Annotated in this window: 22 protein-coding genes; 10 read left to right on the top strand and 12 right to left on the bottom strand. The window is 62.3% G+C overall.

The window, feature by feature from the left end; genetic code table 11:
* Positions 1-40 precede the first annotated feature (40 nt).
* A complete protein-coding gene (locus tag ACZ5BO_RS23235) occupies positions 41-1126 on the top strand; it encodes a catalase family peroxidase (protein ID WP_464696599.1) in 1086 nt (361 codons plus the stop codon).
* Positions 1123-1662, top strand: coding sequence for a cytochrome b (locus ACZ5BO_RS23230; RefSeq protein ID WP_464696598.1), 540 nt, complete (start codon positions 1123-1125; stop codon positions 1660-1662). The genes ACZ5BO_RS23235 and ACZ5BO_RS23230 overlap by 4 nt, the downstream gene beginning before the upstream one ends.
* Before the next feature lie 21 nt (positions 1663-1683).
* Here ACZ5BO_RS23230 and ACZ5BO_RS23225 read toward each other — a convergent pair whose 3' ends face one another.
* Positions 1684-2904 (bottom strand): MFS transporter, encoded by a 1221-nt coding sequence (locus tag ACZ5BO_RS23225; protein ID WP_464696597.1) that lies wholly within the window; start codon positions 2902-2904, stop codon positions 1684-1686.
* Between the two features lie 104 nt (positions 2905-3008).
* Here ACZ5BO_RS23225 and ACZ5BO_RS23220 point away from each other — a divergent pair, with 104 nt between their 5' ends.
* Positions 3009-3464 carry a winged helix-turn-helix transcriptional regulator gene (locus ACZ5BO_RS23220; protein WP_025126546.1) on the top strand — a complete coding sequence of 152 codons (456 nt, stop codon included), beginning with the start codon at positions 3009-3011 and terminating at the stop codon, positions 3462-3464.
* A 36-nt stretch (positions 3465-3500) separates the two neighbouring features.
* Here the strand turns inward: ACZ5BO_RS23220 and ACZ5BO_RS23215 are convergent, their stop codons facing one another.
* Positions 3501-4655 carry a M14 family metallopeptidase gene (locus tag ACZ5BO_RS23215; protein WP_464696596.1) on the bottom strand — a complete coding sequence of 385 codons (1155 nt, stop codon included), beginning with the start codon at positions 4653-4655 and terminating at the stop codon, positions 3501-3503.
* Between the two features lie 101 nt (positions 4656-4756).
* On the opposite strand from ACZ5BO_RS23215, the gene ACZ5BO_RS23210 reads away from it, so the two are divergent.
* Complete coding sequence (locus tag ACZ5BO_RS23210) at positions 4757-4954, top strand: hypothetical protein (protein WP_464696595.1); 198 nt, start codon at positions 4757-4759, stop codon at positions 4952-4954.
* A 189-nt stretch (positions 4955-5143) separates the two neighbouring features.
* Here ACZ5BO_RS23210 and ACZ5BO_RS23205 read toward each other — a convergent pair whose 3' ends face one another.
* Positions 5144-5491: a DUF6124 family protein gene (locus ACZ5BO_RS23205; protein WP_025126548.1), complete on the bottom strand. Its 348-nt coding sequence runs from the start codon at positions 5489-5491 to the stop codon at positions 5144-5146.
* Between the two features lie 131 nt (positions 5492-5622).
* Here ACZ5BO_RS23205 and ACZ5BO_RS23200 point away from each other — a divergent pair, with 131 nt between their 5' ends.
* Together ACZ5BO_RS23200 and ACZ5BO_RS23195 are read left to right on the top strand one after the other, a co-directional pair.
* Positions 5623-6288 carry a LexA family protein gene (locus ACZ5BO_RS23200; RefSeq protein ID WP_464696594.1) on the top strand — a complete coding sequence of 222 codons (666 nt, stop codon included), beginning with the start codon at positions 5623-5625 and terminating at the stop codon, positions 6286-6288.
* Between the two features lie 134 nt (positions 6289-6422).
* Positions 6423-7139 carry a formylglycine-generating enzyme family protein gene (locus ACZ5BO_RS23195; protein ID WP_464696593.1) on the top strand — a complete coding sequence of 239 codons (717 nt, stop codon included), beginning with the start codon at positions 6423-6425 and terminating at the stop codon, positions 7137-7139.
* An 82-nt stretch (positions 7140-7221) separates the two neighbouring features.
* On the opposite strand, the gene ACZ5BO_RS23190 is transcribed toward ACZ5BO_RS23195, so the two are convergent.
* The 4 genes from ACZ5BO_RS23190 to ACZ5BO_RS23175 all read right to left on the bottom strand — a co-directional run bounded on the left by ACZ5BO_RS23190 (position 7222) and on the right by ACZ5BO_RS23175 (position 12874).
* Positions 7222-9168: an acetyl/propionyl/methylcrotonyl-CoA carboxylase subunit alpha gene (locus ACZ5BO_RS23190; RefSeq protein WP_464696592.1), complete on the bottom strand. Its 1947-nt coding sequence runs from the start codon at positions 9166-9168 to the stop codon at positions 7222-7224.
* Positions 9168-9983, bottom strand: coding sequence for a gamma-carboxygeranoyl-CoA hydratase (locus tag ACZ5BO_RS23185; RefSeq protein ID WP_464696591.1), 816 nt, complete (start codon positions 9981-9983; stop codon positions 9168-9170). The genes ACZ5BO_RS23190 and ACZ5BO_RS23185 overlap by 1 nt, the downstream gene beginning before the upstream one ends.
* Positions 9984-10000: 17 nt before the next feature.
* Positions 10001-11605 carry a carboxyl transferase domain-containing protein gene (locus ACZ5BO_RS23180; RefSeq protein WP_025126553.1) on the bottom strand — a complete coding sequence of 535 codons (1605 nt, stop codon included), beginning with the start codon at positions 11603-11605 and terminating at the stop codon, positions 10001-10003.
* A gap of 105 nt (positions 11606-11710) precedes the next feature.
* Entirely contained in the window at positions 11711-12874 is a 1164-nt protein-coding gene (locus ACZ5BO_RS23175) for an isovaleryl-CoA dehydrogenase (protein WP_464696590.1), read from the bottom strand.
* Between the two features lie 228 nt (positions 12875-13102).
* Between ACZ5BO_RS23175 and ACZ5BO_RS23170 the strand changes: the two genes are divergently transcribed.
* Entirely contained in the window at positions 13103-14794 is a 1692-nt protein-coding gene (locus tag ACZ5BO_RS23170; RefSeq protein WP_464696589.1) for an AMP-binding protein, read from the top strand.
* Between the two features lie 621 nt (positions 14795-15415).
* On the opposite strand, the gene ACZ5BO_RS23165 is transcribed toward ACZ5BO_RS23170, so the two are convergent.
* The 3 genes from ACZ5BO_RS23165 to ACZ5BO_RS23155 form a co-directional block, all read right to left on the bottom strand.
* Positions 15416-16315 (bottom strand): hydroxymethylglutaryl-CoA lyase, encoded by a 900-nt coding sequence (locus ACZ5BO_RS23165; RefSeq protein WP_464696588.1) that lies wholly within the window; start codon positions 16313-16315, stop codon positions 15416-15418.
* Positions 16316-16374: 59 nt separating this feature from the next.
* On the bottom strand, positions 16375-16779 hold the full coding sequence (locus tag ACZ5BO_RS23160; RefSeq protein ID WP_025126557.1) for a MerR family transcriptional regulator: 405 nt from the start codon (positions 16777-16779) through the stop codon (positions 16375-16377).
* 136 nt (positions 16780-16915) lie between these two features.
* On the bottom strand, positions 16916-17851 hold the full coding sequence (locus ACZ5BO_RS23155) for a LysR family transcriptional regulator (RefSeq protein ID WP_025126558.1): 936 nt from the start codon (positions 17849-17851) through the stop codon (positions 16916-16918).
* Between the two features lie 203 nt (positions 17852-18054).
* Between ACZ5BO_RS23155 and ACZ5BO_RS23150 the strand changes: the two genes are divergently transcribed.
* On the top strand, positions 18055-19284 hold the full coding sequence (locus ACZ5BO_RS23150; RefSeq protein WP_464696587.1) for an acyl-CoA dehydrogenase: 1230 nt from the start codon (positions 18055-18057) through the stop codon (positions 19282-19284).
* A 55-nt stretch (positions 19285-19339) separates the two neighbouring features.
* Here the strand turns inward: ACZ5BO_RS23150 and ACZ5BO_RS23145 are convergent, their stop codons facing one another.
* Complete coding sequence (locus ACZ5BO_RS23145; protein ID WP_025126560.1) at positions 19340-20722, bottom strand: substrate-binding domain-containing protein; 1383 nt, start codon at positions 20720-20722, stop codon at positions 19340-19342.
* A gap of 294 nt (positions 20723-21016) precedes the next feature.
* Between ACZ5BO_RS23145 and ACZ5BO_RS23140 the strand changes: the two genes are divergently transcribed.
* Positions 21017-21349: a DUF1508 domain-containing protein gene (locus ACZ5BO_RS23140; RefSeq protein ID WP_025126561.1), complete on the top strand. Its 333-nt coding sequence runs from the start codon at positions 21017-21019 to the stop codon at positions 21347-21349.
* A 49-nt stretch (positions 21350-21398) separates the two neighbouring features.
* Here the strand turns inward: ACZ5BO_RS23140 and xthA are convergent, their stop codons facing one another.
* On the bottom strand, positions 21399-22211 hold the full coding sequence (xthA, locus tag ACZ5BO_RS23135) for an exodeoxyribonuclease III (protein WP_025126562.1): 813 nt from the start codon (positions 22209-22211) through the stop codon (positions 21399-21401).
* A gap of 176 nt (positions 22212-22387) precedes the next feature.
* Here xthA and ACZ5BO_RS23130 point away from each other — a divergent pair, with 176 nt between their 5' ends.
* Complete coding sequence (locus tag ACZ5BO_RS23130) at positions 22388-23038, top strand: GNAT family N-acetyltransferase (protein WP_464696586.1); 651 nt, start codon at positions 22388-22390, stop codon at positions 23036-23038.
* The last annotated feature ends 51 nt before the right edge of the window (positions 23039-23089 follow it).

Raw genomic sequence — 23089 nt, 5'->3', positions numbered from 1 at the left:
AGGTCCTTGCCCTCATGGCTATGCGTACTGGAGATGTCCCATGGTTGATCCTTCATCAACGCCCGACCGCCCACCTCTGAGCGCCGCCAGCCTGACCCTGCGCCTGGGGGCGATTGCCCTGGTGGTGGCCGCTGCCGCAGCGGCCATGGCCTATGTGCAGGGCAGCCTCGATCCCCAGCGCCTGACCCCCAAGGCCCTGGTGGATGTGCTGGAAACCAATAACGGTGTGCACCCGGGGTTCCGTCGCAACCACGCCAAGGGGGTATGCGTCATCGGCTACTTCGAGAGCAGCGGCGAGGCCCGAGCCTATTCCACGGCGCAGGTATTCAACGAGGCACGCACGCCGGTGGTGGGGCGCTTCGCCTTGCCCAGCGGTAACCCTTACGCGCCGGACAGCAGCGTGCCGATCCGCAGCCTGGCGTTGCGCTTTCTCCAGGCCAACGGCCAGCAGTGGCGAACCGGGATGAACAGCATGCCGGTGTTCCCGGTGGGCACCCCCGAGGCCTTTTATCAGTTGCAGCAGGCCGGCTCTCCCGATCCGGCCACCGGCAAGCCGGACCCGAGCAAAGTGCCGGCATTCTTCGCCAGCCATCCCGAGGCGGCGCCGTTCCTGCAATGGGTCAAGGGCGCCAAGCCTTCGGCCAGCTATGCCAGCGAAAGCTACAACGGCATCAATGCTTTCTACCTGGTGGATGGCAACGGCAAGCGCCAGGCGGTGCGCTGGGGGGTAGTGCCCGAGAGCCGCGATGCGCCAGGCGCAGGCGGTGCTCCGCAAGGCGCCGACTACCTGCAGCAGGACCTGACCCGACGGCTGGCAGACGGGCCTCTGCGCTGGCGTCTGCAGCTTACCCTGGCGGCGCCCGGCGACCCGACCAACGACGCCAGCAAAGCCTGGCCGGCAGAACGCCCGGTAATCAACGCCGGGACCCTGGTGCTGCAAAGCACCCAGGCGCAGAACAGCGGCGAGTGTCGGGACATCAACTACGACCCGCTGATCCTGCCCAGCGGCATCCAGGCGTCCGACGACCCCCTGCTGGCGGCGCGCTCTGCGGCCTACGCCAGTTCCTATCTGCGTCGTACCAGCGAAGTCAGCCAATTGCCCGGCGCCCAGGAGCCACGTCCATGAACAGCCAACCCCGACACTTCGCGCCCCTGGCGCGCCTGCTGCACTGGCTGATGGCGCTGATGATCATCGCCATGCTGTTTATCGGCGCCGGCATGGTGGCCTCGGTTTCCGCGCGTCATGAATGGCTGATCAACCTGCACAAGCCCCTGGGGATCGCCATCCTGCTGTTGGTGCTGGTGCGCCTGTGGGTGCGCTTCTCCACCCGGCAACCGCCACTGCCGGCAGACCTGCCGGGCTGGCAGGCGCTGGCGGCCAAGGCCTCCCATGGGCTGCTGTACGCCTTGATGCTGAGCCTGCCGCTGCTGGGCTGGGGGATGATCTCGGCGGCCGGCGACCCGGTGATGCTCGGCAGCGCGTTGCAACTGCCGGCCATCCTGCCGGCCAATGCCACGCTGTTTGCCCTGCTGCGCAAGGCTCACGGTTACCTGGCGTACCTGCTGTTTCTCACTGTGCTGCTGCATCTGGCCGCGGCGCTGTTCCATGGCTGGGTGCGCCGCGATGGTGTGCTGCAGAGCATGTTGCGTGGCCGCAGTTGAGTGACGCCTGCGCCGCCGGGCTCAAGTGGCGCAACGAACCCTGGCCGCGGCTTTGCCCGGGGCCAGGCTCCACAGCCAGTAAAGCAGCGCCACGCCGTTGATCCCGGCACCTAGCAGGCAGACCCCAGTCCAGCCAGCCCAGGCGTAGGTGGCGGTGGCGGCGATGGAGCCGAGGGCGCTGCCCAGGGAATAGAACAGCATGTAGCCGGCGGCCAGGCGGCTCTGGGCCTCGGGGCGCACGCTGTAGATCAGGCTCTGGCTGGTGACGTGCACGGCCTGCAGACCCAGGTCGAAGCTGATCACCCCGAACAGCAGGGCCCACAGGGACGATTGGGTAAAGGCGATGGGCAGCCAGGACAGCAGCATCAGGCCCAGGGCCAGGCCGCTGGTCCACTGCGCCAGGCCGCGGTCGGCCAGGTGCCCGGCCCGTGCCGCGCCCAGGGCGCCCGCCGCGCCGGCGAGGCCGAACAGGCCGATCTCGGTATGGGACAAGGACAGCGGCGGGGCGCTCAACGGCAACACCAGTGGGGTCCACAGCACAGTGCCGGCGGCGAAGATCAGCATCGCCAGCACGGCCCGGTCCCGCAGTATCTTTTCCTCCTTGAACAACTGCAGCAACGAACCGAGCAATTGCCCGTAACCCTGGGTGGCCCGGGGGTGTTCGACGGCTGGCAGGGTTTTCCACAGCGCCAGGGCCACCAGCAGGGTCAGCCCGGCGGACAGCAGGTAGACCGAACGCCAGCCCGCCAGGTCGGCCATGGTGCCGGCCACGGTGCGGGCCAGCAGGATGCCTATCACCACGCCGCTGGTGACCATGCCCACCGTGCGGCCGCGCTGCTCTGCCGGGGCCAGGTTGGCGGCATAGGCCACCAGTACCTGGGTCACCACCGCCAGCAGCCCGGTGCAGGCCATGCCCAGCAGCAGCCAGGCGCTGCTGGGGGCCAGGGCCACGGTGAGCAGGGCCAGTACCGAAAGCAGGGTCTGGGTCACGATCAGCCGTCGACGGTCGAGCAGGTCTCCCAGGGGCACCAGCAACAGCAAGCCCAGGCCATAGCCGACCTGAGTCAGGGTGATGACGATCCCCACGGTAGCTGGCGCCAGGCCGAAGGTGTGGGCCATGGCATCCAGCAGTGGCTGGGCGTAGTAGACATTACCCACCGCCAGGCCGCAGGCGATGGCGAACAGCAGCACCACTTTTGTTGGAAGGGTGGGTGCCGCGTGTGGGGCGCAAGGGTGTGGCATGTTGGGCTCCGGAGTTAGGTTTCATAATGAAACCAGTTGTACGGTAAAGATCGTGGTTTTATATTGCAACCACTTTCCTGCGGCCCGATCGGAGAATGCCCAACATGGTTAAACGCACCAGCCTGCAAGATGCCGAGTGCCCGGTTGCCCGTTCACTGGACGCCATTGGCGACTGGTGGTCGTTGCTGATCGTGCGGGATGCCTTTGACGGGATCCGCCGTTTTGGCGAGTTCCAGCGCAACCTCGGCATGGCCAAGAACATCCTCGCCACGCGCCTGCGTACCCTGGTGGAACATGGGGTATTGGAGGTCGTCCCGGCCTCTGATGGCAGTGCCTACCAGGAGTACGTGCTGACGGAAAAGGGCAGGGGGCTGTTTCCCCTGATCATCGGCTTGCGCCAATGGGGCGAGGCGTTTTTCTACCAGGAGGGAGAAGCCCATTCACGGATGGTCGACCGGGAAACCGGGCAGCCGTTACGCGCATTGGAGCTGCGCTCGGCGGATGGCCGCTTGCTGGGGCCGGATGATTGCCGGCGAGTGCCGGCCGGGGAGGAGGAGTGACGGCTGGGCAAAGGGTTGCGCAGCCGTCAGTGGGGTTCAGCGCAGGTGATCCACCAGGTCGGCCAGGGTGCTCAGGACATCCTTGCCCAGTTGCATGGAGCGCTTGCCGGACCAGCCGGTGACCGGGTTGGGGTTGTCGTCGTGGTCCTTGAACGGCATTTCCAGGGTCAGCGCCAGGCAATCGTACTTTTCCCCGACTGCGTTGCAGGCCAGGGTCATGTTGGCTTGGCCGGGGTTGTCACGGGTGTAGCCGTGGGTGGTCTGGAAATCCCGGGTCTGGCGTTTCAGGTGGCTGCGAAAATGTTCCTCGAGCTTCTCCAGGCGCGGGGTGTAGCCCGGATTGCCTTCGCAGCCGGCGGTGAACACGTGGGGAATCTCTTCATCGCCGTGCACATCGAGAAACAGGTCGACGCCGTATTTTTCCATCTGCTGCTGGACGAACAGCACTTCCGGGCTGAGCTCCTGGTTAGCGCTCTGCCAGGCACGATTCAGGTCCTGGCCCTTGGCGTTGGTGCGCAGGTGGCCATGGAATGCGCCGTCCGGGTTCACGTTCGGCACCAGGTACAGGTCGGCCTTGGCCAGTAGCGCGTTGAGTTCCGGGTCATCGCGATGGAACAAGCGCTCGATCACGCCCTCCATGAACCATTCGGCCATATGCTCGCCGGGATGCTGCTGGGCGATGATCCAGATCTTGCGTTGGCCCGACGCGCCACTGCCTTTGCGCAGCAACTGGATGTCCCGGCCTTCGACGCTTTTGCCCACCGCCAGCAACTCGGTGCCGGCCTTGGTCAGGGCCTGGTCGATCAGCCAGTCGTGGCGGCCGCGGCTGTAGGGCTCGAAGTAGGCGAACCAGGCGTGGGTCTGGGTGGCTTCCAGGTTGAAGCGCAGGGCGTCGCCTTCGAAGATGGTCGGTACGCGAAACCAGTTCACATGGTCGTAGGAAGCAACGGCCTGATAGCCGGTCCAGGCCTTGTTGTAGGAGGACTGGCTGGCGTTGGTCAGGCGAAACCAGTGTTCCTGGCCGACATGCAGGCCGCTGACCTTGAAGTGAAACCACTGGAAGTGCGGGCTCTGGCTATCCGGGCGGATCGCCAGCAGTGCCTGCAAGGGGTTGCTGATGTCCAGTACGTCGATGTTGCCACTGTCGAAATCGGCGGAAATTTGAAAAGAGGTGTGATTGCCCACGGTCATAATCGATTCCTTATCAGGATTGTTATGAGCGCTACTCTACACAGAAGGGGGGGTAAAAGAAGGGGGGGCGTCGTCCTTGACGCAGACGAAGCTTAGTGGCTATGCGATTGATTCTCAAGCGCTACTTTTTGCTTTCCGAGGCTTTTACGACGGGCGTTCTCTTGCAAAAGGACATTCTTTTGCTATCATCGCCGCCATTATTTTTAGCGGCACCTACAGTCTTCATTAGCCTGAAGCCAAGCCAGAAAAACTGGCAAAAAAAAGACCCGGCAAAAAGCCGGGTCAAAAACCGTGATTAGCCTGATGAGGAGATAATCCAAAGGTCCGACCTAAGGTCCTTTGGGCTATCGACTGATCTCGCGACCAGTTGCTTGCAATAATAATCATTATCATTTGCAAGTCAAATGTTTTTCCCCGCCTTTTGGAAATTTTTTTTCCACTTCCGTTTTTTTCCGTCGTTGATTTCCCGCCCAGCCGTGTGCGGTGCTTCAACTCGCCTCATAACGCTGGCTTTCAAGGGACCTGTCCACCAGGGCCTTGGCCATGTCGATCATGTGCACCACCGAAAACGCCAGGTCGCGATTGGCCCCCCGCAGGTTGTTCGCGGCGTCGTAGGCAGTGGCCGCCGCACAGCGCAGCAGGTCGGAAGCATGAATCATGGCTTCCTCTCTGCTGAGGCTGCGCCTGATCTCGAAGAACTTCTCTTCCTTGTCTGATTCGGTAATGGCCGGCTTCAGGTAGTAGTCCATTGCGCGTCGGGCGGCTTGGCTGTCTTTGAGCGCGCTTAATGTGGTTTCTGTATCGAGTTCCGGCACGTCCTTGCTGCTTGTGTTCATGGAGTGTTCTGCCCTGTCGGAGAAAGGAAAGAGGGGTGGAACAATATTAATACGTATTGTAATTGTGACGAGATTTCAAATACTACAAGTTGTGTGTTGAGGGCGGAAATACACAACGTATTGTTCGGCCCATGGACAAATGGATCGAGTTGGTCAAAGCCAACATGAAAGGCCGCAAGGTCACACAGGAAAAGCTCGCCGAGCGTCTGGGCATGTCTCAAGGCGGTATCGGTCACTGGTTGAGCAAGCGCCGCCAACCGAAGATCGAAGACATGAACCGCGTGCTGGAAGAGATCGGCATGGGCTTTCTCGAAGTGGCTCTGGTGGTCCGCGAGAAACCGCTGGTCGGTGACGACGGCGAGCCTCTGGCAGACGGGCCTGCGCTGCTCAACAAGTACAACCCGTACTTCCGTTACCCGGTAAGCGATTGGCGGGTGGCCGGCGAAGTTCGCGAAGACGGCCAGCCGGTCTACGTGCCGGAGCGCTACGAGCTTTCCGACTATCAGGCTCGGGGCGCGGCATTCTGGCTGGTGGTGGTTGGCGACGCGATGATCGCGCCCAGCGGTTTGAGCATCGGCCAGGACATGCTGATCCTGGTGGATCCGGCGATTGCCGCCGAACCCGGTAAGTTGGTGGTCGTACAGTGTCCCGGCAGTGACGAGGCGATCTTCCGCAAGTTGGTGCAAGAGGGCGGTTTGCGTTACTTGATCCCGCTCAATCCTACCTATCCGAAGATGCTCTACAGCGACGAGTGCCGGATTATTGGTGTAGTCGTACAAGCAACTGCGAAATTTTAACTAACTGCCACGCTCTTTCTTACAACCTATGTAGGAAAGGCGGCAGATTAAACCAATGCAGCAATCCCCCTTCTGTCGATGCATGGCGCAGGTTTTATGCCTGTGTCCCTGCTCCTTTTTATCAGGTCGAATGCATGTTCATTGACATTGAGGAGCCACGCCTGAGCGTCCAGCACCTGCTTGGCTCGATGCTTACGCTGCCCGCCGGTCGAATCCATCAGCGAGATGACCGGAAAAAAAGCCAATGGAACAGTGAAGTCGCGGGATTCCAGCTCTGTCGGTTTCCCACCACCCAGGCGCTCTACCTTGAGGTCATGCACGCATCGCCTGCGTGCTTTGAGCACCAGGACGCCCCGGTGGAATGCGTTTCCTGGTTTGATGCGGTGGTGTTCTGCAATCATTTATCCAGCCTGTTGGGTCTTGAGCCGGTGTACGACATTCAGTGGGCTGACGAGTCTGTGCACTGGGATCGGCAGCGTTGCGGATTTCGACTGCCAACCGATGCCGAGTGGGAGTACGCCTGCCGTGCCGGGGACGGTCCTGTGCAATACGGTGACTTGGGCCAGATTGCCTGGTATGCGCAGAATGCCGGCGAGCGCACTCATCCAGTGGGGCTGAAGGCGCCCAATGGTTTTGGCTTGCACGACATGCTGGGGAACGTCTGGGAATGGTGCTGGGATCAATATGATCCGCAGGTCTACGGCAGCTATCGAGTTTTTCGCGGGGGAGGCTGGAGTGATCAGAGTCGCGGTTGCCTGGCCTCCAACCGCCGCCGCAGTCATCCGACTTTCCGTATCGAAGACCTGGGTTTCCGATTGGCACGATCATTGGCGCGGCCAACGCTGGCTTAGCTTGGCTTGCTCTTGAAACCACTGTGGCAGAGCACTCTCCGGGCCCGAAAAGGGCCGGAGAGGGCATCTGTTTTTCCAGTGTTTATTCCAACTCCACCAATGCACTGCCTTCGCTGACCATCTCGCCTTCCTGGCAATACAGCGCCTTGATGATCCCCGCCTGGGGCGCACGAATGCTGTGCTCCATCTTCATCGCCTCCAGCACCACCAGTTGCGCGCCGGCCTCGACACTTTGCCCCGGGCTGACCAATACCCGGACGATGCTGCCATTCATCGGCGCAGTCAGGCCGCCTTGCTGGCTGTGGCTGGCTGCCGCTGCGGTAATCGGGTCATGGGCGGTGATGCCATGGGTGTCGCCCTGCCAGTGCAGATACAGGGTATCGCCACGACGAATAGCCCGATGCTCGCGGCGCAGCCCCTGCTGCTCTATCCGTAGGTGTTCACCTTGCAGATCAAAGGCCGTTGTCCGGGCGCCGAGGCTGATGGCCTGGTCCTGGCCGGCGCAGCTCAGGTGCAGGCTGATCTGGGCCGGCAGGCCGTTGCGCCAGCCGTTGACGGCAGACCAGGGCGAATCGGGATCATCGCTGCGGGTCCGTTGCGGCTGGCTCTGATTGAAGGCGTGGGCGGCAGCCTGCCAGAAATCAGCGCCAAGCTCGCTCGCGGCTGGCAGCAACTGCTCCTGATAGCGAGGAATGAAGCCGGTATCCAGTTGCGCCTCGGCAAATGCCGGATGGGCAATGATGCGCCGCAGGAAGGCCAGGTTGGTCTTCAGGCCACCGATGACAAATTCATCGAGCATGCTCAGCAGGCGCAGGCGTGCCTGCTCGCGATCTTCGCCCCAGGCAATCAGCTTGCCCAGCATCGGGTCGTAGAAGGGCGAAACGCTATCGCCTTCCTCGACGCCGCTGTCCACGCGCCGACCCGGGCCGGCGGCGGATTCGCGATAGAGCTCCAGGTGCCCGGTGGCCGGTAGAAAATCGTTGGCCGGGTCTTCGGCGTACAGGCGCACCTCGATCGCATGCCCGCGCAGCGGCACCTGCTCCTGGCTGATGGGCAGGGCTTCGCCGCGGGCCACGCGGATCTGCCAGGCCACCAGGTCCAGGCCGGTGATGGCCTCGGTGACCGGGTGCTCTACCTGCAACCGGGTGTTCATCTCCATAAAGAAGAATTCGCCGCGGGCATCGAGGAGAAACTCGACGGTGCCGGCGCCCACGTAGCCGATGGCCTGGGCCGCGCGTACCGCAGCTTCGCCCATGGCCTTGCGCAACTCGGCGCTCAGGCCCGGGGCCGGGGCTTCCTCGACCACCTTCTGGTGGCGGCGCTGGATCGAGCAGTCGCGTTCGTTGAGGTACAGGCAATTGCCGTGCTGGTCGGCAAACACCTGGATCTCCACATGACGCGGCTTGAGCAGGTACTTTTCCACCAACATCCGCGAGTCGCCGAAGGACGATTGGGCTTCACGCTGGGCAGACGCCAGGGCCTCGGCCAGTTGGCTGACCTCTTCGACCACCTTCATGCCCTTGCCACCACCGCCGGCAGTGGCCTTGAGCAGCACCGGGTAGCCGATACGCTCGGCAGCATTGCGGAAGGTTTCCAGGTCCTGGGCTTCGCCGTGATAGCCCGGCACCAGGGGGACCCCGGCGGTTTCCATCAGCGCCTTGGCGGCCGACTTGCTGCCCATGGCGTCGATGGCCGAGGCGGGCGGGCCGAGGAAAATCAGCCCGGCGGCTTCGATAGCCCGGGCAAAACCGGCGTTCTCCGAGAGAAACCCATAACCGGGGTGGATGGCTTGGGCGCCGCTGGCTTGGGCGGCGGCAATCAGCTTGTCGATCTGCAGGTAACTGTCGGCGGCCTTGCTGCCGCCCAGGTCCACGCGAATATCCGCTTCCCGGCTGTGCCGGGCGTCGCGGTCAGTGGCGCTGTGCACGGCCACGGTGGTCAGCCCCAGGGCCTTGGCGGTACGCATGACGCGGCAGGCGATCTCGCCGCGGTTGGCCACCAGCAGGGTGTCTAGAACGGGCGTGCTCATCAGCGGGACTCCTTGGTCGTGGTCTCGGTCTGCCAGCTGGGCGGACGTTTTTCCAGAAAGGCCCGCAGGCCTTCCTGACCTTCGGCACTGACGCGAATCCGCGCAATGGCATTTTCGCAGTAACGGCGCAGGGCGGTGGTCAGTGCGCCATTGCCCACTTCCCGCAGCAAGTCCTTGCTGGCGCGCATGGCCTGGGGGCTGTTGAGCAGCAGGTTGTCGACCCAGTGGGTCACCTGCTGCTCCAGTTCGGCGGCCGGATAGCTCTCCGCCAACAGGCCGATTTCCCGGGCACGCTGGCCGCCGAAGCGCTCGGCGGTCAGGGCATAGCGGCGGGCCGCACGCTCGCCGATGGCCTGCACCACGAATGGACTGATGACTGCCGGGGCCAGGCCGATGCGCACTTCCGACAGGCAGAATTGTGCGTCATCGGCGGCTATCGCCATGTCGCAACAACTGATCAGGCCCAGGGCGCCACCGAACGCTGCGCCCTGGATCACCGCCAGGGTCGGGATCTTCAGCTTCGCCAGGTTGTACATCAGCTCCGCCAGTTCCCGGGCGTCGTCGAGGTTGGTGTGATAGTCGAGTTCGGCCGATTGCTGCATCCAGGCCAGGTCGGCGCCGGCGCTGAAATGCTTGCCGCGGCCGCGCAACAGCAGGAAGCGCAGGTTGGGGTCGCCTTGGACCTGATCCAGGGCCAGGATCAGTTCACGGATCATTTCGGCGTTGAACGCATTGTTCTTGGCTTCGCGGCTGAGCCACAGGGTGGCAAAACCACGAGGGTCACGCAGCAGTTCCAGGGTATTGAAGTCGCTCATGTTCTTCTCGCGCAGGATTACATGCGGAACACGCCGAAGCGGCTCTGTTCGATGGGGGCGTTGAGGGCCGCGGACAGCGCCAGGGCCAGTACATCACGGGTTTGCGCCGGGTCGATGACGCCGTCGTCCCACAGCCGGGCGCTGGAGTAGTAGGGGTGGCCCTGGCATTCGTACTGGTCGAGGATCGGCTGCTTGATCTGCGCTTCCTGGGCGGCGTCGAAGCTTTGCCCGCCGCGTTCGGCCTGTTCGCGCTTGACCTGCACCAGCACCCCGGCGGCTTGCTCGGCCCCCATCACACCGATGCGCGCGTTGGGCCACATCCACAGGAAGCGCGGGTCATAGGCACGGCCACACATGCCGTAGTTACCGGCACCGAAACTGCCGCCGATGATCACCGTGAACTTCGGCACCTGGGCGCAGGCCACTGCCGTCACCAGCTTGGCGCCGTGCTTGGCGATGCCGCCGGCTTCATATTTCTGGCCGACCATGAAGCCGGTGATGTTCTGCAGAAACACCAGGGGAATCCCGCGCTGGCAGGCCAGTTCGATGAAGTGCGCGCCTTTCTGCGCGGCTTCGGCGAAGAGGATGCCGTTGTTGGCGAGGATGGCGACGGGATAGCCGTGCAAATGGGCGAAGCCGCAGACCAGGGTGGTGCCGAACAGGGCCTTGAACTCATCGAAGACCGAGCCATCCACCAGCCGGGCGATGACTTCGCGAACATCGAAAGGCTGCTTGGGATCGGCTGGAACCACGCCATACAGCTCATCCCGGGGGTACAGCGGGGCAATCGGGGTGCGGCTCTGCAACTGGCCCTGCTTGTGCCAGTTGAGGTTGGCGACACTGCGCCGGGCCAGCGCCAGGGCGTGTTCGTCGTTGTCGGCGTAGTGGTCGGCGACTCCGGAGATCTTGCAGTGCACGTCGGCGCCGCCGAGGTCTTCGGCACTCACCACTTCACCGGTGGCGGCTTTCACCAGCGGCGGGCCGGCGAGGAAGATGGTGGCCTGTTCACGGACCATGATTGCTTCGTCGGCCATGGCCGGCACGTAGGCACCGCCAGCGGTGCAGGAACCCATGACTACGGCGATCTGCGGGATGCCCTGGGCGCTCATGTTGGCCTGGTTGAAGAAGATCCGCCCGAAGTGCTCGCGATCGGGAAACACTTCATCCTGGCGCGGCAGGTTGGCGCCGCCGGAGTCCACCAGGTAGATGCAGGGCAGGCGGTTCTGCTGGGCGATGGTCTGCGCCCGCAGGTGCTTTTTCACGGTCAGCGGGTAGTAGGAGCCGCCTTTCACCGTGGCGTCATTGGCCACGATCATGCACTCGATGCCTTCTACCCGACCGATGCCGGCAATGACCCCGGCGGCAGGTACATCCTCGCCGTACACCGCATGGGCGGCCAGGGGGCTGATTTCAAGAAACGGCGAGCCCGCATCGAGCAGGCGGTTGATGCGCTCGCGCGGCAGCAGCTTGCCCCGGGAGGTGTGGCGTTCCTGGGCCTTGGCGCCGCCACCCTGCTGGACCTGGGCGAGCAGGGTGTGCAAGGCGTCGACCTGGGCCAGCATGCTGGCGGCGTTCTGCGCGAATTCCGGCGATCTTGGGTTTAACTGAGACTTCAGAATCATTGGGGCTCCCAGCGCAGCTCGAAGCGACAAGCTTCAAGCTGCAAGAGTAAATCGGCGTTACGGCAGCTATGGCTTGCCGCTTGTAGCTCGCAACTTGCGCTGCTCTTACTTGGTCTCGTTGAAGAGTTCGCGACCGATCAGCATGCGGCGGATTTCGCTGGTGCCGGCGCCGATCTCGTAGAGCTTGGCGTCACGCAGTAGGCGGCCTGCGGGGAATTCGTTGATGTAGCCGTTGCCCCCCAGAATCTGGATGGCGTCGAGGGCCATCTGGGTGGCGCGTTCGGCGCTGTAGAGAATGACCCCGGCGGCGTCCTTGCGGGTGGTCTCGCCACGCTCGCAGGCCTGGGCCACGGCGTACAGATAGGCACGGCTGGCGTTGAGCTGGGTGTACATGTCGGCGACCTTGCCCTGGATCAGCTGGAACTCGCCAATGCTCTGGCCGAACTGCTTGCGACCGTGGATATAGGGCACGATCAGGTCCATGCAGGCCTGCATGATCCCGGTAGGGCCGCCGGAGAGCACCACGCGCTCGTAGTCCAGGCCGCTCATCAGTACCTTGACCCCGCCATTGAGTACGCCGAGGATGTTTTCTTGCGGTACCTCAACGTCGTCGAAGAACAGCTCGCAGGTGTTCGAACCGCGCATGCCCAGCTTGTCGAACTTGTTGCTGCGGCTGAAGCCTTTCCAGTCGCGCTCGACAATGAACGCGGTGATGCCGTGGGGGCCCTTTTCCAGGTCGGTCTTGGCGTAGATCACGTAGGTGTTGGCGTCGGGACCGTTGGTGATCCAGGTCTTGCTGCCGTTGAGCACATAATGGTCGCCACGCTTGTCGGCGCGCAGCTTCATCGACACCACGTCGGAGCCGGCATTGGGCTCGCTCATGGCCAGGGCGCCGATATGCTCGCCGCTGATCAGTTTGGGCAGGTACTGGCTCTTCTGGTTATGGGTGCCGTTGCGATTGATCTGGTTCACGCAGAGGTTGGAGTGGGCACCGTAGGACAGGGCCACCGAGGCCGAGCCGCGGCTGATCTCCTCCATGGCCACCACATGGGCCAGGTAGCCCAGGCCGGCGCCGCCGTACTCCTCGGGGACAGTGATGCCCAGGAGGCCCATGTCACCGAACTTGCGCCACATATCGGCAGGGAACAGGTTGTCGACATCGATCTGCGCGGCCCGCGGTGCCAGCTCTGCCTTGACGAAGGCCTGGACCTGATGGCGCAGCATGTCGATGGTTTCACCGAGGGCGAAGTTCAGGGTCGGGTAACTCATGGCGGGGCACCTTCAAACTTGTTTTTATTGAGGGAATCTTGCGGGGAGCGCGGCGCTGCCTGGCTCTCACCTTTACGTTAACGTAAGCCTGCGACAGGAGGCTGTCAATCACCCTTTACGTAAACGTCAACTTGCGCCAGAGTAGCGAGGCTTTCGATTGGAGCCAGGCGTTATCGCACCATCGGCCAGGCTCTTGAACACCCACTAATAAAGACAATAGGGGTCGTCATGGAACACTCGGGTTTCCAGCCGGATCGCAGTTACACCCGTGGTACGCAAGACCGGGCCTTGCTCGCCCTGACTATCGGCCAGGCCTTCGACAACACGGTCGTCGCCTACCCCCAGGGTGAGGCCCTGGTAGTGCGTCATCAGCAGTTGCGCTACACCTGGCAGCAATTGCGCGAAGCCGTCGACCTGCATGCCAGGGCGCTGCTTGCCCTGGGTCTGAAGACCGGTGATCGCCTGGGGATCTGGGCGCCCAACTGTGCCCAGTGGTGCATCATCCAGTTCGCCAGCGCCAAGATCGGCGTGATCCTGGTGAACATCAATCCGGCCTACCGCAGTTCCGAACTGGAATATGTGCTCAAGCAATCCGGTTGCCAGTGGCTGGTCTGTGCCGGTGCCTTCAAGACTTCCGATTATCACGGCATGCTCCAGGGGCTGATCCCGGAGCTGGCGGAGCAATCCATTGGCCAATTGTGCAGCGAGCGCCTGCCAGAGTTGCGCGGAGTCATCAGCCTGGATGGGCAGCCGCCGTCCGGCTTTCTGCCCTGGTCGCAGCTGACCGCCCTTGCCGCTGGCGCCTCGGTCGAACAACTGCAAGCGCGCCAGGACAGCCTGGACTTCGACCAGCCAGTGAACATCCAGTACACCTCCGGCACCACGGGGTTCCCCAAGGGGGCGACCCTGAGCCACCACAACATTCTCAACAACGGTTACATGGTGGGAGAGAGCCTCGGCCTGACGGCAGGTGATCGCCTGGTGATCCCGGTGCCGCTGTATCACTGCTTCGGCATGGTCATGGGCAACCTGGGGTGCATCACCCATGGCACCACCATGATCTATCCCAGCGATGCCTTCGACCCGCTGCTGACCTTGAGTGCCGTGGCCGAGGAGCGGGCGACCGGGCTGTATGGCGTGCCCACCATGTTCATCGCCATGCTCGATCAGCCGCGACGGGGCGAGTTCGACCTGTCGAGCCTGCGTACCGGAATCATGGCCGGTGCTACCTGCCCGATCGAAGTGATGCGCCGGGTGATCAATGAAATGCACATGAGCGAGGTGCAGATCGCCTATGGCATGACGGAGACCAGCCCGGTGTCCTTGCAGACCGGCCCCGACGATGACCTGGAGTTGCGGGTTACCACCGTGGGGCGAACCCAGCCGCACCTGGAAAGCAAGATCATCGACGAGGCTGGCAATGTGGTCCCGCGGGGCACCACCGGCGAACTCTGTACCCGGGGCTACAGCGTCATGCTCGGTTACTGGAACAACCCGCAGGGCACCAGCGAGGCCATCGATCAGGCCGGCTGGATGCACACCGGAGACCTGGCCACCATGAATGAGCAGGGTTATGTGTGCATCGCCGGGCGCAACAAGGACATGATCATCCGCGGTGGCGAGAACATTTACCCGCGTGAGCTGGAAGAATTCTTCTTCACCCATCCCGCCGTGGCCGATGTACAGGTGATCGGCATTCCCTGCGCCAGGTACGGTGAGGAGATCGTCGCCTGGATCAAATTCCACCCCGGGCATTCGGCCAACGAACTGGAATTGCAGACCTGGTGCAAGGAGCGCATCGCGCACTTCAAGACGCCGCGCTACTTCAGGTTTGTCGAAGAGTTTCCGATGACGGTGACTGGCAAGATCCAGAAGTTCCGCATGCGTGAAATCAGCATCGAGGAGTTGCGCGAACGCTGAACCCTGATGAGGCGTGCATCGTCACGGGTGCACGCTTGAGGGGCGCAAAAGGGCAGGAAAGGTGAATCACAGAAAGCACAAAGGGGAGCCGAAGCTCCCCTTTAATTTGTCGTTGCGTGCTCTTTTTTTATTATTGAGGGGCGGTCTATTGTTGTTTTTGGCAACCGTTGCCCTTTACCGCTGTTTTTGGCGATCCCCATCCGGGATCAAGAGCAAACGTATTTTTTTGAGCGCTGATTCAATGTGTCGCCAGGGCGATCCAACCAGTTCGGGAGCTACCTGAAGGTAGTTTTATTGTTCTCTGACTGATTGCGGGTGGCTCTTGCAAGCCTTCCTGCACACTGCATCCTCTCCAAAAAAATCTGTTAGCTGCGTCTCTGCCGTGTTGTTCTTGTTATGTCAGAGTCGTTACGTCTTATTTTTATTAGGTTTGCTGCTTTTTATTCTTGTTATGCCATAGAGATAGCAGGAGCCGTGCCAACTTTTTAAATCCTTTTAAAATCAATGGCTTGATGGTTTTGTAGGACAATCTGTACCGCAAGAAAATCGACAAACTGTTTCCGTGTTACTCGTTCGTGCCTCAGATCAGAGCGGCCGGTAACACCCGGCCGCACACGAGGGTCAGCCGGCGTTACGTGCCTTTGCTACCCGTGAGCCACTGGGGCGCCCGAGGACGCTGCAGATCTGCCGGCCGGCATCGATCAGGCGGTCCATGTCGATGCCGGTGTGGATGCCCAGGCCGTTGAGCAGGTACAGCACATCCTCGGTGGCGACGTTACCGCTGGCGCCCTTGGCATAGGGGCAGCCGCCGAGCCCGGCGATGGAGCTGTCGAACACCGCGATGCCTTCCAGCAGGCTGGCGTAGACGTTGGCCAGGGCCTGGCCATAGGTGTCGTGGAAGTGCCCGGCAAGTTTCTCCCGTGGCACCTGGGCGCCCACCACCTCGAACATCTTGCGGGTGGCCCCGGCGGTGCCGGTGCCGATGGTGTCGCCCAGCGAGACTTCATAGCAGCCCATGGCGTACAGCTCGCGAGCCACCACGGCGACCTGCTCGGGAGCTACATCACCTTCATAGGGACAGCCCAGCACGCAGGACACGTAACCGCGCACGCTGATGCCGTGCTGCTTGGCGGCGTCCATGATGGGCACGAAGCGCTCCAGGCTTTCACTGATGGAGCAATTGATGTTGCGCTGCGAGAACGCCTCTGAGGCGGCGGCAAACACCGCGACCTCCTTGACCCCGGCGGCCACCGCATCTTCGAACCCCCTCAGGTTTGGTGCCAGGGCGCCATAGACCACTCCGGGTTTGCGCTGGATGCGGGCGAAGACTTCTGCCGAGCCGGCCATCTGCGGCACCCACTTGGGCGATACGAAACTGCCGACTTCTATATAGCCCAGGCCCGCCGCTGTCAGGGCGTCCACCAATTGCACCTTGTCCTCGACGCTGATGGGCTGGGCTTCGTTCTGCAGGCCGTCGCGCGGGCCGACTTCGGTCAGGCGTACATGACTTGGGAGGGACATTCAGCTTCACCTTCTATGAGTGATGGCAGATGCCGGCGCGAGTTGCCCGGCGACCTGTGTTATTGGGCGATGTGTTTCTGACTCTGGATGGTTTGCTCCAGCGCCTGGCTGCAACGTTCCTCGGCAGTGTCCAGTTCCAGCTTCATTTGTTCGATATCGAGTAGCTGCTGTTCGAGCTGTTCGCGACGTTCGGCGATTTTCGCCAGCATGCTGTGCAGTTGCTTCAGGTTGCCGCTGGTGGGGTCATAGAGCTCGATCAGCTCGCGGCACTCGGCCAGGGAAAAACCGATGCGCTTGCCCCGCAGGATCAGTTTCAGGCTGACCTTGTCGCGGGGGGAATAAATGCGTTCCTGACCTCGACGCTCAGGTGACAGCAGGCCCTGTTCCTCATAGAAACGTATGGCCCGAGTGGTGATGTCGAGCTCGCGGGCAAGGTCGGAAATACTGTAGGTCTGGCTGCTCATGGAGGCGCTCAAGAAGGGGCTTGGCGCTAAGCTAATGGCAGGTTGACGTATACGTCAAGCAATCTGCAGCTGTCACTGTTGCCGGCAAACCGGCTCCCGCAGGGAGCGGCAGCAAGCGGCTTGCCGGTGAAAGCAGTCAACCGGCTTGCTGGTCGAGCTTCTTCTCATGGGCGGTGACCTGCTGGCAGAGCTCGATCATCTGTTCGCGCATCCAGCGGTTGGCCGGGTCCTGGTCGGTGCTTTCGTGCCAGTAGAGATGGGTTTCCACTGGCGGCACATCGTTGACGGGCAAGTTGAAGGCGTGCAGTTCATGGCGACGGGCGAAGCGCTCCGGCACGGTCATCACCATGTCGGTCTGTTGCAGCACTTGCGAGGCCATCAGGTAATGCTGGGAGCGCAGGGCGATCTTGCGCTGGATGCCCATCTTGCCCAGGGCCAGATCGACATGCCCCAGGCCGCTGCGCCGGCTGGAGATGTGGATGTGGGTCAGGGACAGGTAGTCGTCGAGGGTGAACTTTTCCTTGCCCGCCAGGGGATGGCCCTTGCGCATGGCGCAGACGTAACGGTCTTCCATGAGCTTGACGTGGCGCACCTGCGGGTCGGTGTTGAGCGGGGCGTCGACGGCAAAGTCCAGGCGTCCGGCCGCCAGTTCCTTGGTGGTCTCGCGGCGCTTGGACAGGAAACTCTCGATGATCACCGAAGGCGCCAGGCGGCGCAGGCGCTGGAACAGTGGGGGCAGGATCACTGCCTCGGTGAGGTCGGTCATGCTGATGCGGTAGGTCTTGACCGCCTGCAGCGGGTTGAAGATCCGGCTTTCCTGCACCGACACCCTGAGCAGCGACAGTGCATTGCGCACCGGGCCGATGATGTTCTGCGCCATGGGGGTGGGGACCATGCCCTGGGCGGTCCTGACGAACAGCGGGTCGTTGAACGTTTCACGCAGACGCGCCAGGGCGTTGGACACCGCCGGCTGTGTGATGCCGACGATCTGCCCGGCGCGGGTCAGGTTGGCTTCGGTGTAGATCGCGTCGAAAACGATGAAGAGGTTGAGGTCGACCTTGCTCAGATTCATGGCGCTGCACTCTTGTTTTCAAGACCTGTGAAGGTGTTGTTAGGGCCTGTGAGGGAGGGGCTGGAAAGCCTGTGAAATCAACCGATCATATATCGGTGATGAATGTTAATACACGCCGAGAATAGGCTAGGTAAATTTTCGTAGCTGATCTAGCATCAATTTCAGTCCCCAAACACCCGATCTTCAAAAAGGTAGAGCTGCCCATGGAATTTGCCTATTCCCCCAAGGTTCAGGAGCTGCGTGAGCGCGTCACCGCGTTCATGGACACCTATGTTTATCCAGCCGAAGCGGTATTCGAGCGTCAGGTTGCCGAGGGCGATCGCTGGCAGCCGACCGCCATCATGGAAGAGCTCAAACTCAAGGCCAAGGCCGAAGGCCTGTGGAATTTGTTTCTACCTGAGTCGGAGCTGGGTGCCGGCTTGACCAACCTCGAATACGCTCCGCTGGCCGAAATCATGGGGCGCTCGCTGCTGGGGCCCGAGCCGTTCAACTGCTCGGCACCGGACACCGGGAACATGGAAGTGCTGGTGCGCTATGCCAGTGACGAGCAGAAACAGCGCTGGCTGGAGCCGCTGCTGCGGGGCGAGATCCGTTCCGCGTTCGCCATGACCGAGCCGGACGTGGCCTCGTCCGATGCCACCAACATGGCCGCCCGGGCGGTGCGTGATGGTGACCAGTGGGTGATCAACGGCAAGAAGTGGTGGACCTCGGGTGCCTGTGACCCGCGCTGCAAGATTCTGATCTTCATGGGCTTGAGCAACCCCGACGCCCCGCGTCACCAGCAGCATTCGATGATCCTGGTGCCGGTGGACACCCCCGGGGTGAAGATCGTGCGGCCGCTGCCGGTGTTCGGCTACGACGATGCGCCCCACGGCCACGCCGAGGTGCTGTTCGACAACGTCCGCGTGCCCTACGAGAACGTGCTGCTGGGAGAGGGGCGCGGTTTCGAGATCGCCCAGGGCCGCCTGGGCCCGGGACGGATTCACCACTGCATGCGCTCGGTCGGCATGGCCGAGCGTGCGCTGGAACTGATGTGCAAGCGCTCGGTGAATCGCACCGCCTTCGGCAAGCCGCTGGCACGCCTGGGCGGCAATATCGACAAGATCGCCGACTCGCGGATGGAGATCGACATGGCCCGGCTGTTGACGCTCAAGGCCGCCTACATGATGGACACCGTGGGTAACAAGGTCGCGAAAAGCGAGATTGCCCAGATCAAGGTGGTTGCGCCCAACGTGGCCTTGCGGGTGATCGACCGGGCGATTCAGATGCACGGTGGCGCCGGGGTTTGCAACGACTTCCCGCTGGCCTACATGTACGCGATGCAGCGGACCCTGCGCCTGGCCGATGGCCCGGATGAAGTGCATCGGGCAGCCATCGGCAAGTACGAGATCGGCAAGTACGTGCCCAAGGAATTATTGCGCAGCGGCCACTGATGGTCACGCCGTCGGCCTGCCGGGGGATATTCCGGGCAGGCTGGCGGTGTGATGTTCAATACACCCAGACTTCCACCCGCCGGTTCTTGATCCGGCCTTCGTCGGCGTTGTTGGCGGCCACAGGCAGTTCGGCGCCAAAGCCACGGATATCGCGAAACACCACACCGCTCTTCACCAGTTCCCGGCGCACGGCCATGGCCCGCAGCTTGGATAACAGGGCGGCGCGTGCAGGGTCGTTCTTGGCGTCACCGAATCCGGCCAGGGTCACTTTCCGGTCCATCTTGCCGTGCTGGCGAAGGTAGTCCAGTACCCGGTTCAGGTCCTGGCGGGCCTTGTTGTCCAGGTTGGCGCTGCCTTCTTCAAAGCGGAAGTTCACCGTCAGGCGTTGGGCCTGGCGGGTCAAGGCCTGGTAGTCCGTAGGCATCTGCGGGCCTGGTAGCACCCGCATGGCTTGCAGGGTCTGGGCGATGAAGCCATTGGCGGCAACGATGCCCTGGCCCTTGGCGCTCTGGGCAAAGCTCACCAGGGCGTCGGCCCAGGGGTTCTGTCCGTTGGGAGGGAGGTACAGGTACAGGCGCCGCGACAGCGGATAGTCCTCGGTGGCTATCAGGCTGTTGAGCGGTAGCATGGGTTGCGAGTCGCCGTCGACGATGGCCAGTGCCTTGGCCTGGCGCACGTAGGGCAGGCCGATAAAGCCGATGCCCTGAGGGTCCCGGCTGACGGCATCGGACAACTGCTCGCTGGACTCGAAGCGCTGGGCCGTGGGGCTCAAGGGCTTGCCGCGGCGGCTGAGGACCAGTTCCTTGAAGGTGTCATAGGTGCCGGACTGATCGTCCCGGGCATACAGGTGCACGGGACCTTCCATGCCCCCCAGCTCCTCCCAGTTCCTGATCTCGCCGCTGAACAGCCTGGCCAATTGTTCGGTGCTCAGCTGGCTCAGTGGGTTGTGCGGATGGAGGATGATTGCCAAGCCATCGATGGCAATCACCTGCTCGGCGTCCGGGCTCTTCAAATCCCCCAGGTTTTCAAGTTCCACCAGCTCGTTGTCCTTGATCGGGCGCGAGGCGGCGGCAAGGTCGGCCTGGGCATTTTTCAGGGCGGCGAAGCCGGTGCTCGATCCATGGGCCGCAACCTCCACTCGAACCTCCCGGCCCTGGGCGGTCTGCCCCACGACCTGCTGTTCGTTGACCTTGCCACCGGCCTCGATCCGCACGTCATGCAACCCTTGTTGCTCCATCAAGCCCTTGACCAGGGCCGGACCGAGCTGGGCACCGATGGTGTTGGAGCCCTGAATGCGCAGCACGGCGCTGTTGTCCGGGGTAAGGGGCAGGGCGGCGAACACCGACCAGGGCAGGGCATAGCAAACGAAGCCGATCAGAAACAGGCTGATGGTCCGGCACCAGAGATCTCGTTCGCTGACGGTGGAAGCGCGGGGCATGGCGGCACTGGCCTTCTATATAGAGGGAAGAAGTAAGTGCTGGCGAGATTAAGTCAGGGAGGTGACAGGGATGTGACGCTAGGAGCTTTCTGACTATAAATGGCGAAAGTCCTACACCATAAATAGCTGTTTTCTCTAGATTTTTTGAGATTTATCCTAAAGACCGGCCTCGGAACGGCGCGTAGAGTGGGCAACTTTGTCTGGCGGGGATTGGGGCGACTGCCAACGCGTCATCCCCCACGGATGCCTCGGCAGTGTTGAGCTGCTATTTCGTAGTGTGCAAAGGAGTTACAAATGAGTGCCTGGTTCGAGCTGAAGCAGTATGGCAGTGGTGCATGCAGATTCTTGCTGAAGACAAAGGAGGCGCAGACCATGCTTCAAAGCGACCGCTACCCTTGCCGGGACAGTGCCGAGGCTGCTCTCGGTCTGTTCCGCGCACACTGCGCCTCCCCGGAACGCTACGTCAAGAAAATTTCGTCGGGCGGCAAACCTTTTTTCAAGCTCAAGTCCGGTAAGGAAGTGATTCTGGTCAGCCACTTGTACGATTCGGAAGCCACCCTCGACAGCGCCATCAGCGCCATCGTCGGTGCCGGTACCACGGACCGGGTCGAGCACGTGCAGCTGTAACCGCGACAAAAAAAGCCCATCGGCAGATGGGCTTTTTTGTGCCTGTCGATCAGCTCAGTTCGAGCCAGATCGGCGCATGGTCGGAAGGCTTTTCCATGCCCCGCAGTTCATAGTCGACCCCGGCGTCCTTGACCCGTGGCAGCAGCCCCTGGGAAGCCATGATCAGGTCGATGCGCAGGCCGCGCTTGGGCTCATCCTCGAAGCCGCGGCTGCGGTAGTCGAACCAGCTGAAGCGGTCGTTCACCTCAGGGTTGAGGTGGCGGAAGCTGTCCACCAGGCCCCAGTTCTTCAGGCGGGCCATCCACTCGCGCTCTTCCGGCAGGAAGCTGCACTTGCCGGTCTTCAGCCAGCGCTTGGCGTTCTCGGCGCCGATGCCAATGTCGCAGTCTTCCGGGGAAATGTTCACGTCGCCCATGACCACCAGGGGCTGATCATTGCTGAAGCGGCTTTCCAGCAGGTGCTGCAAATCGCTGTAGAAGCGTTCCTTGGCCGGGAACTTGGTCGGGTGGTCGCGGCTTTCACCCTGGGGGAAATAGCCGTTCATGATGGTCACCGGCGTGCCATGGGCGTCGGCGAAGGTGCCCCAGATAAACCGTCGCTGGGCGTCTTCGTCGTCACCTTCGAAGCCTTTGTGCAGGGCCAGCGGCGCCTGGCGCGAAAGCAGGGCGACACCGTAATGGCCTTTCTGGCCGTGGTAATGCACGTGGTAGCCCAGGGCCTCGATGTCGGCGAGGGGGAACTGTTCGTCGGAGACTTTGGTTTCCTGCAGGCCGATGACGTCCGGCTGGTGTTTGTCGATCAGTGCCGCCAACTGATGGGGGCGGGCGCGCAGCCCGTTGATATTGAACGAGACGATCTTCATGGTCGGCGGTCCTGGCAAAACTGCGATGCTAGCTGACTACGCCCGGGTCGACCAGCGTGGCGGCACTGGCGATGCACTGCTAATGTCCCTTGGGCGCGGGAACGATCAGCGGCGCGCAGGGCTCGTACTAACAAGAACGCGGCCATTTGAGCCGGGTCCAGGGGAGAGTGACCACCATGCCTGATACCTCCAACGCCATCGCCGATATCCACAGGCTCGACAGCGGCTATTCCCGCGAGGCGCGGTCGCTGCTCTACCAGGCTTATCGCCATGAGCCGACCTTCGGTTTCATCTTCGAGTCCGAGCGCAGCGGTTACGAACAGCGGGTGCGGGCCACGGTGCGTGAACTGGTGAAACAGCATTTTCTGCAGGAACTGCCGGCCATCGGCTTGCTGGTCAACGATCGATTGATCGGCATCGCCCTGATCGCACCGCCGCAACGGCGCCTGGGAATCACCGAAAGCTGGGCCTGGCGGCTGCGGATGGTCCTGAGTGCCGGTTTGCGCTGCACCCGGCGCTACCTGGAATACCACGCAGCGGTGCAGGCCTGCTTGCCTAGCGATGCGGTGCACGTGTTGCCGCTGCTGGGGGTGCACCCGCAGTTCCAGGGCCAGCACTTTGGCGAGCAGTTGCTCGAGGCCGTCCACAACTGGTGCGCAGTGGACGAGCATTCCCAGGGGGTGGTGCTGGACACTGGCAATCCGCGTTATCTGGAGTTCTATAAACGCCAGGGTTATGAGGAGATCGGTGAGATTGCGGTAGGGCCAGTGCGCGAACACGTTTTTTTTCATCCGAATCCGCAGCTCTTACAAAGTGCAACAGCCTGATATAGAACTTTCTCTGTGCATGAGCGCTCTATCGCCCTCTCAAGCTCGTGA

This window comes from Pseudomonas sp. FFPRI_1 (assembly GCF_055384485.1).
Note: the sequence above shows the minus strand (reverse complement) of the source record. Positions and strands in the feature narration are given on the sequence as shown.